This window comes from uncultured Phenylobacterium sp., assembly GCF_902826855.1.
Lineage (GTDB): Bacteria > Pseudomonadota > Alphaproteobacteria > Caulobacterales > Caulobacteraceae > Phenylobacterium.
Window position 1 is genome coordinate 1 of sequence record NZ_CADEGK010000238.1, and the last position, 6,377, is coordinate 6,377.

The 6,377-nt window shown below is 65.9% G+C and carries 7 protein-coding genes and 1 pseudogene; 5 read left to right on the forward strand and 3 right to left on the reverse strand.

What is annotated here, in order from left to right:
- Positions 1-511 (reverse strand): biotin/lipoyl-binding protein (locus QZV94_RS21970; protein ID WP_293681971.1); only part of this gene is annotated, 511 nt, incomplete at its 3' end.
- Entirely contained in the window at positions 508-1,032 is a 525-nt protein-coding gene (locus QZV94_RS21975; protein WP_293681974.1) for a MarR family winged helix-turn-helix transcriptional regulator, read from the reverse strand. The genes QZV94_RS21970 and QZV94_RS21975, both read right to left, overlap by 4 nt.
- A gap of 51 nt (positions 1,033-1,083) precedes the next feature.
- On the opposite strand from QZV94_RS21975, the gene QZV94_RS21980 reads away from it, so the two are divergent.
- The 5 genes and pseudogenes from QZV94_RS21980 to QZV94_RS22000 all read left to right on the forward strand — a co-directional run.
- A complete protein-coding gene (locus tag QZV94_RS21980; protein ID WP_293681977.1) occupies positions 1,084-1,956 on the forward strand; it encodes an alpha/beta hydrolase in 873 nt (290 codons plus the stop codon).
- Entirely contained in the window at positions 1,949-2,362 is a 414-nt protein-coding gene (locus QZV94_RS21985) for a hotdog fold thioesterase (RefSeq protein ID WP_293681980.1), read from the forward strand. Before QZV94_RS21980 ends, QZV94_RS21985 begins: the two co-directional genes overlap by 8 nt.
- 181 nt (positions 2,363-2,543) lie before the next feature.
- The gene (locus tag QZV94_RS21990) at positions 2,544-2,813 is read left to right on the forward strand and encodes an ArdC family protein (RefSeq protein ID WP_293681983.1); all 270 of its coding nucleotides are present in this window, start codon (positions 2,544-2,546) and stop codon (positions 2,811-2,813) included.
- 103 nt (positions 2,814-2,916) lie between these two features.
- Positions 2,917-3,390: a zincin-like metallopeptidase domain-containing protein gene (locus QZV94_RS21995; protein ID WP_293681986.1), complete on the forward strand. Its 474-nt coding sequence runs from the start codon at positions 2,917-2,919 to the stop codon at positions 3,388-3,390.
- Between the two features lie 52 nt (positions 3,391-3,442).
- Positions 3,443-3,722 (forward strand): annotated as a pseudogene (locus QZV94_RS22000) (GcrA family cell cycle regulator); the annotation flags it as partial.
- 46 nt (positions 3,723-3,768) lie between these two features.
- On the opposite strand, the gene QZV94_RS22005 reads toward QZV94_RS22000, so the two are convergent.
- The coding region (locus QZV94_RS22005) for a TonB-dependent receptor (protein WP_293681989.1) at positions 3,769-6,377 on the reverse strand (2,609 nt) is incomplete at its 5' end.

Below are 6,377 nucleotides of genomic sequence, written 5' to 3' on the forward strand. Positions count from 1 at the left end.
CGTGGTCGGCCTGGTCGGCCTGCTGCTGGGATGCGACGCCCGCGGCCGCCAACTGACGCTGGCGGGCCGCATCGCGGATGGCATAGGCGAGGGCTTCGCGAGCGCCCTGAACGCTGGCCTGCTGCTGGCGATAGGCGGCGCGGGCGGCGTCCACCTGCAGGCCGATGTTGGCGACCTGGGCGGCGGCGGCCTGGGCGTTGGCCTGGTAGTCGCGCGAGTCCAGCCGGAACAGCACCTGGCCACGTCGCACGAACTGGTTCTCATGGACGTAGATCTCGACGACCCGCCCCGCGATCGATGGGGCCACGGGGGCCTTGGCGATCTGGACGTAGGCGTTGTCAGTGGTTTCGAAGCGACCGCTGATCAGGACGAGATACGCAACGACCGCCAGGATGATCGCGGGTCCGATGATCATCAGCGCGACACGCCAGCGGCGCAGAAACGACTGCCGCCGCTGGGGACTCGCCACGGTCACGCCCTCCTCAACATGAGCCTCAACGGTATCCTTCATTCAGCGGCCTCGTCGTCGGGGGACTCGATGGTTATGTCCGTCAAGCGCGCGCGCAGGCGGCCGAGGGTCGCCTGCAACCTCAGGAGTTCCGCATCGGAAAAGTCGCGGAAGCATTCGGCCTGCAACTGGTCGGCGGCGGCGAACATCTCGGGGAGCAGGTCACGGGATTTGCGCGTCAGGTGAACCCGCCACTTGCGGCGATCCGCAGCATCGGGCCGGCGCTTGACGTGGCCGCTCTTCTCGAGCCGGTCGACCGCCTCGCCGAGCGCGACGCGGGTGATGTCGAGGCGTTTGGCGAGCGAGGCCTGGGTCTGCCCATCCTCCCGCGAGAGATAGGTGATGATCCGCCGGGTCGAACCCGTGAGGCCGACATTGCGCATCCGCTGATCGAACGCCGATCGTAGCAGTCGCGTGACCTCGGCCAGCGCGAAGGCGGTATCGAAGCTCGCATAGGCCCGCTGGCGAGCCGGATCGGGCGCGGTGGCGGCTTGAACATCGACTGGTTTTGAGCGCGTAGCCATGAGATGTAATGCGCCTTATCATTATGTGCCTTGCAGTGGAAGGATGAGCGCGTGACGAACCACCGGTCGGAGATCTTCCTGGGTGATGAGGGCCTGGCCCTCGCGGCCGACTGTTACGGTACGCGGGGACGAGGGACCGTGTTGCTCGCCCACGGCGGCGGCCAGACGCGGCATGCCTGGGCCAAGACCGGCGTGAGGCTGGCTGAGGCCGGTTGGCGCGCCGTCGCACTCGACCTGCGCGGTCATGGCGACAGCGGCTGGTCGCCGACGGGGGATTATCAAATCCAGCGCTTCGCTGCAGACCTAATCCAGGTCGCCGCGCAACTTGGCGATCGTCCGGCGCTTGTGGGCGCCTCGCTGGGCGGCATTGCAGGCATGATGGTCGAGGCGGTTGCGGCGCCGGGCACGTTTTCGTCCCTCACCCTGGTCGACATCACGCCGCAGATGGAACCGGCCGGTGTGGCCAAGGTCATGGGCTTCATGTCGGAGCGCGTCGAAAGCGGCTTCGGCAGCCTAGAGGAAGCCGCCGAGTTCATCGCCAGCTACCTGCCCAACCGACCGCGCCCGAAGGACCTCAAGGGCCTGGACAAGAACCTGCGCCGCCACCCCGATGGCCGCTATCGGTGGCACTGGGATCCTCGGTTCGTGACGAGCGTGCGGGAGGGCCGCGAGGGCCACTCCACGGCAGACTTCGCCGCCCGTATGGGCGCCGTGCGGATACCGGTGCACCTCATCCGTGGCCGGATGAGTGAACTGGTGTCCGCGGACGCCGCAAAGGCCTTCCTCGCCGCCGTGCCCCACGCCCGGTTCACGGATGTCGAGAACGCCGGCCATATGGTCGCCGGGGACCGCAATGATGCGTTCATCGAGGCCGTTGTGAGCTTCCTGACCCGCGTAGACGCCGCGGAGCCGCAGAATGGCTGACGCAGCGCTACCGCCCGGGCTCGATGGCGACGCCCTGCAACGGGCGCTCGGCATTGCGCCGTTTCATGCCTGGCTCGAGCTGCGGATTCTCAGCTCAGGCGAAGGGCGTCTGGAGATCGAGATGCCGTGGCGCGACGAGATCGTCTCCAATCCGCGGATCGGGTCGGCGCACGGCGGCGTCCTGGCAAGCCTCATCGACTTGGCCGGCATGTACGCCATCCTGACCCAGACCACGGCGGTCAGCGCGACCGCGGGCCTGCACGTGGACTACGATCGCCCGGCGACGGCGGGGCCGATCCGGGTGCGTTCCGAAGTGGTGAAACTGGGCCGGACCCCTCGGTCGCCTCGGCCGAATTGTTCGGCCCCTCGGAGGGGCTGGTGGCCAGCGGGCGAGGATCCTACCTGATGCGTTGAATGGCCAATGCACTCCCCATGCCTATCGGCGAAGGGAGGGCGCGGGCTCGCGAGCCTGTGGAGACTGGAGGGAAGCGCCCTCCGCCGGCGGGGACCAGGACCCTTCCCATGACCCTGTCCTTCACCGAGCTGATGAACGACATCGTCGCGCGCATTGAGGCCGGCACACCGCCGTGGCGCCAGCCCTGGGCGAACGGCGCCGATCCCTGCGGTCGAACGGCGAGCCCTTCACCTGTTCGAACGCCTGGCTGCTGGCGTTCGCCGGCTCCGTGCGAGGCTGCAGCTCGCCCTACTGGTTCACCTTTCGCCAGGCGCTGGAAATCGGAGCCCCGGTTCGCAAAGAGGCCAAGGCGGCGCCGGCCATCCTCTTCAAGAAGCGGCTCGTGGACCGCGATTCGGCCATGATCCCGCAGACGGCGAAGCCCGGGTTGCGCGGTACATGAAGACCTACGCGGTCTTCAACGCCGCAGACCTGACCGACTGCCCGGCGCGCTACCTGGCGGCGCCGAAGGTCGATCCGGTCGCCCGGGTGCCGCCCGCAACCACATGCTGTACGCCATCCCTGCGCGGATCGAACTCGGGGGCGCGCGCGCCTTATACAGTCCCGCCAGCGACTTCATCCGCCTGCCGGCGCCTGAGACGTTCATCACCGTCGACGGCTTCCTGGCGACCAAAGCCCATGAAGCCGTCCACTGGTCTGGGGCGGCGCACCGCCTGAACCGGGAGTTCGGAAAGCGTTTCGGCGACGAGGCCTACGCCTTCGAGGAGCTGGTGGCAGACATCGCCGCGTGCGCGATCGGCCGGCAGATCGGCCTTCGGCCCCGGCTGATGGACAGCCATGCGACCTATCTCGCGCACGGGGCGAAGGTTCTCAAGTCGCGTCCGAACGCGCTGATGGAAGCCTCCGGCCATGCCCAGCGGGCGGTTGACTACCTGCTGGCATTCAGCGCGGCGCCAACGCCGGCGGCCACCGCGGCCGCGGAAAGTCAGACATCGCTGGACCTTGGCGATCGGCGGTGAAGGAAGGGCGGTTCCGGGTGCGCTCGCAGAGAGCGCGTCAGGAGATTGTCCCATGTCGACCTTAGGCTGGACCGAAGAGCGGATCGAACTTCCGGGGAAGCTCTGGCAGGACGGCCTGTCGGCCAGCCGGATCGCCCAGCAGCTGGGGGCGAGACGCGCAACGCCGTCATCGGCAAGGTGCACAGGCTGGGCCTGTCAGGCCGGGCCACGCCGTCGAAACCACAGCGTACGGTCTTCAAGCCCAGCGGGTGCCCCGTCGGGTGTGCAACCGGGATGAGGGGCCTGGCGCCGCCACGGCGCTGACGCTCGGCGCGCACATGTGCAAGTGGCCTCGTAAGAAGGAGGAGAAGCCGGCTGAGCCGGCTCCTCCCAATTGTCCTACTCGAAGCGGTAGGTGAGGGTGACGCCGTAGGTACGCGGCATGCCCGTGTAGCGCAGCAGCACATCGTTTACGTGCACTGCGGACGTCCAGTAGTGCTTGTTGGTGGCGTTGCGCATCCAGGCCTGAGCCGTCCACGCGCCACCATCGACACCCGCCCTTAGGTCCACAAGGGCATAGCCCTTCAGCTTCAGCGGGTCGTTGGGATGGTTGGTCGGGCAGGGCCCGACGGCCGCCGGCGACGGGGTGCCCGCGCAGGTAACGAAGCCGCCGAAGATCGGAAACACCCCGGAGATCCCGGCGTTGCGGAAGGCCGGAATGGGCGTTTCGTTGACGAAGAAGTTGTTCGTCTTGGTGACGAACTGGACCGATCCGCCGGCGAAGGCCGTCATCTGGTCGTTTAGGCTCCACCGGTACTCGGCGTCCACGGACCCCTGCCACTTCGGCGCCAGTGGGAACTTCTGGCCCGTGAAGTCGGCGTACTGGCTGTAGGCGTCGAAGTTGTAGTAGTTGCCTGGTATGCAGGTGACCAAGCCCGGCACGGTCGGATCGCTCTGTGCCGGCGGCGGTGCGCAGGTGTTCTTGCCCGACCTCAGGATCTTGGTGTCCTGGTAGCTGACGGACGGCCGCACGGTCAGACCCTCAAGCCAGTCGGGCGCATAGACCGCCGAGAGCTCAAAGCCCAGAACCCGCGACTTCGGAACGTTCACAAGCGCCGGCAGGGCCCCGAATACTACATCACTGATGGCGCCCAGAATCTGCTTATTCGTATAGTCATAGTAGAACATGGCCCCATTCAACTGCAGCGTGCGCTCCATGAGAAGGAGTTTCGCGCCCACTTCGTAGGAGAGTAAGGCTTCCTGAACGACCGGACGGGTCTGCTGGAAGGTTGATAGCGCAACTGTCGGGAATGAACCTGCCTTATAGCCCTTCGAGATATTCACATATGCCAGTTGATCCTGGGAGAACTTCCAATTGAGACCTCCTTGCCAGGATAGGTTGTCCTCCTTCAGACGCGAGTAGAAGAGTTGACCGTTGGGCGGTGAATTGAATGTGGGTCCCGGGCCAGTCGAGGCGCAACTATTCGGGGGCGAGAGCACGGGGCTTGGGCTATTGAAAGCCAAGATTTGCAGTTGGAACGCGACGTAGGCCCAGCTACCATCTCCGCTATCATTACCGCAGACCCCACCGAGCTTGCTGTACTCGGTGTACCGAATGCCGCCGACGGCGATGAGGTTCTCAAGGACGGGATACTCCACGTGGGCATATGCCGCGTAGGTATCGGTCTCCTGCACGTTGGTCGGTTTTGTGGGGCCGAGCGGGAAGCCGAAATTGACGCCGAGTTCTGCGTTGAAGGCGAACAGGGTCGGACTGGCCGTGGACGCGTTGTAGCTCTGGAGGAACTGATCCCAGGTCTCGGTGTACTCGTAGTTGCCGCCGATGAGCCATGCGCCCTTGCCGCCGAAGCTGCCGTTCAGGCGGATTTCCTGGAAGAACGTCTCGATCTTGCCGTGCTGGAGGCTCTGGTAGTCCGCGATGGCCATGCCCGCGCCGTCGATCGCCTGCTTGCGGCTAAAGCTTTGGGCCGACGACAGCGACGTCAGGGTCATGTCGTTGCCCAGGTCGTACTCCAGCCGCAGGGCCGTGCCGATGAAGCTATTGTCCTTCCGCGCCGGCTGGCAGCTCGTGGGCTGGCCGCCGGCTTGAGCCACGGAGCCAGGGCCCTGCGAAAGTGGCGGCGGGTTAATGAGGGTTGGGTTCTGGTTCGGAAGCAGCGTTCCGAGTTCCTGGTTGGCGATCGGATTGAACGGCGAGTTGTTGACGCACACGTTGGAGTCGGCCGCCCGGTTGTTCCGGGGCGCGAGCGGATAGTCGCGGATGGCCGGCGCCAGCGGTGCTAGCGGGCTGAGAACGGCGATCCCATACAGCTGCCCGAGCTGGCTCCACCCCTGGTCCTGCCACGCATTGACCGAGAGGTTCGCCCTGAAGTTGTCGGTCGGCTGCCACTGGAGCATCACCCGCCCGTTGAGGAAGTCCTTGCCACCAAAGGGCTCGCCCTTGCGGGAGAAGTAAGCCTTCTGCCATTCGCCGCTCTGGTTGATGCGCGCGGACACTCGGTAGGACAGCGTGTCGCTGATCGGGCCGCTGACGAAGGCCATGATGTCCGCGTCGTTGAACCGGCCGTAGCTGACGTCGGCGCCCGCGGTGAAGTGATCCGTCGGCTTGCGCGCGATGTAGTTGATCGCGCCGCCGGTGGCGTTGTTGCCGAACACCGTGCCCTGCGGTCCCTTCAGGACCTCCACCCGCTCGAGGTCGAGGGTGGCGCCGTTGGTGAGAGCGGAGAAGGTTAGCGGCGTTTCGTCGAGGTAGACGCTGACGGTCGGAAGTCCGGCCAGGGACGTGTCCTGGAAGCCGACGCCGCGGATCGTGAAGACGTAGGTGCCGTAATAGGTCGGCGACGCCTGAAAGCCGGGGACGATCTTCTGCAGGTCGTTGGTGTCGCGGATGCCCAGCTTGTTGAGCCGATCCCCCGATTCCGCCTGAATCGACATGCCGACGTCGCGGATGTTCTCTTCGCGCTTCTGGGCGGTGACGACCAGTTCCTGGA

Excerpts from the sequence above, each read along its gene's own strand:
- QZV94_RS21985 (WP_293681980.1), top strand. The coding sequence starts at position 1,949 with ATGGCTGACGCAGCGCTACCGCCCGGGCTCGATGGCGACGCCCTGCAA.
- QZV94_RS21995 (WP_293681986.1), top strand. The coding sequence starts at position 2,917 with ATGCTGTACGCCATCCCTGCGCGGATCGAACTCGGGGGCGCGCGCGCC.
- QZV94_RS21975 (WP_293681974.1), bottom strand. The coding sequence starts at position 1,032 with ATGGCTACGCGCTCAAAACCAGTCGATGTTCAAGCCGCCACCGCGCCC.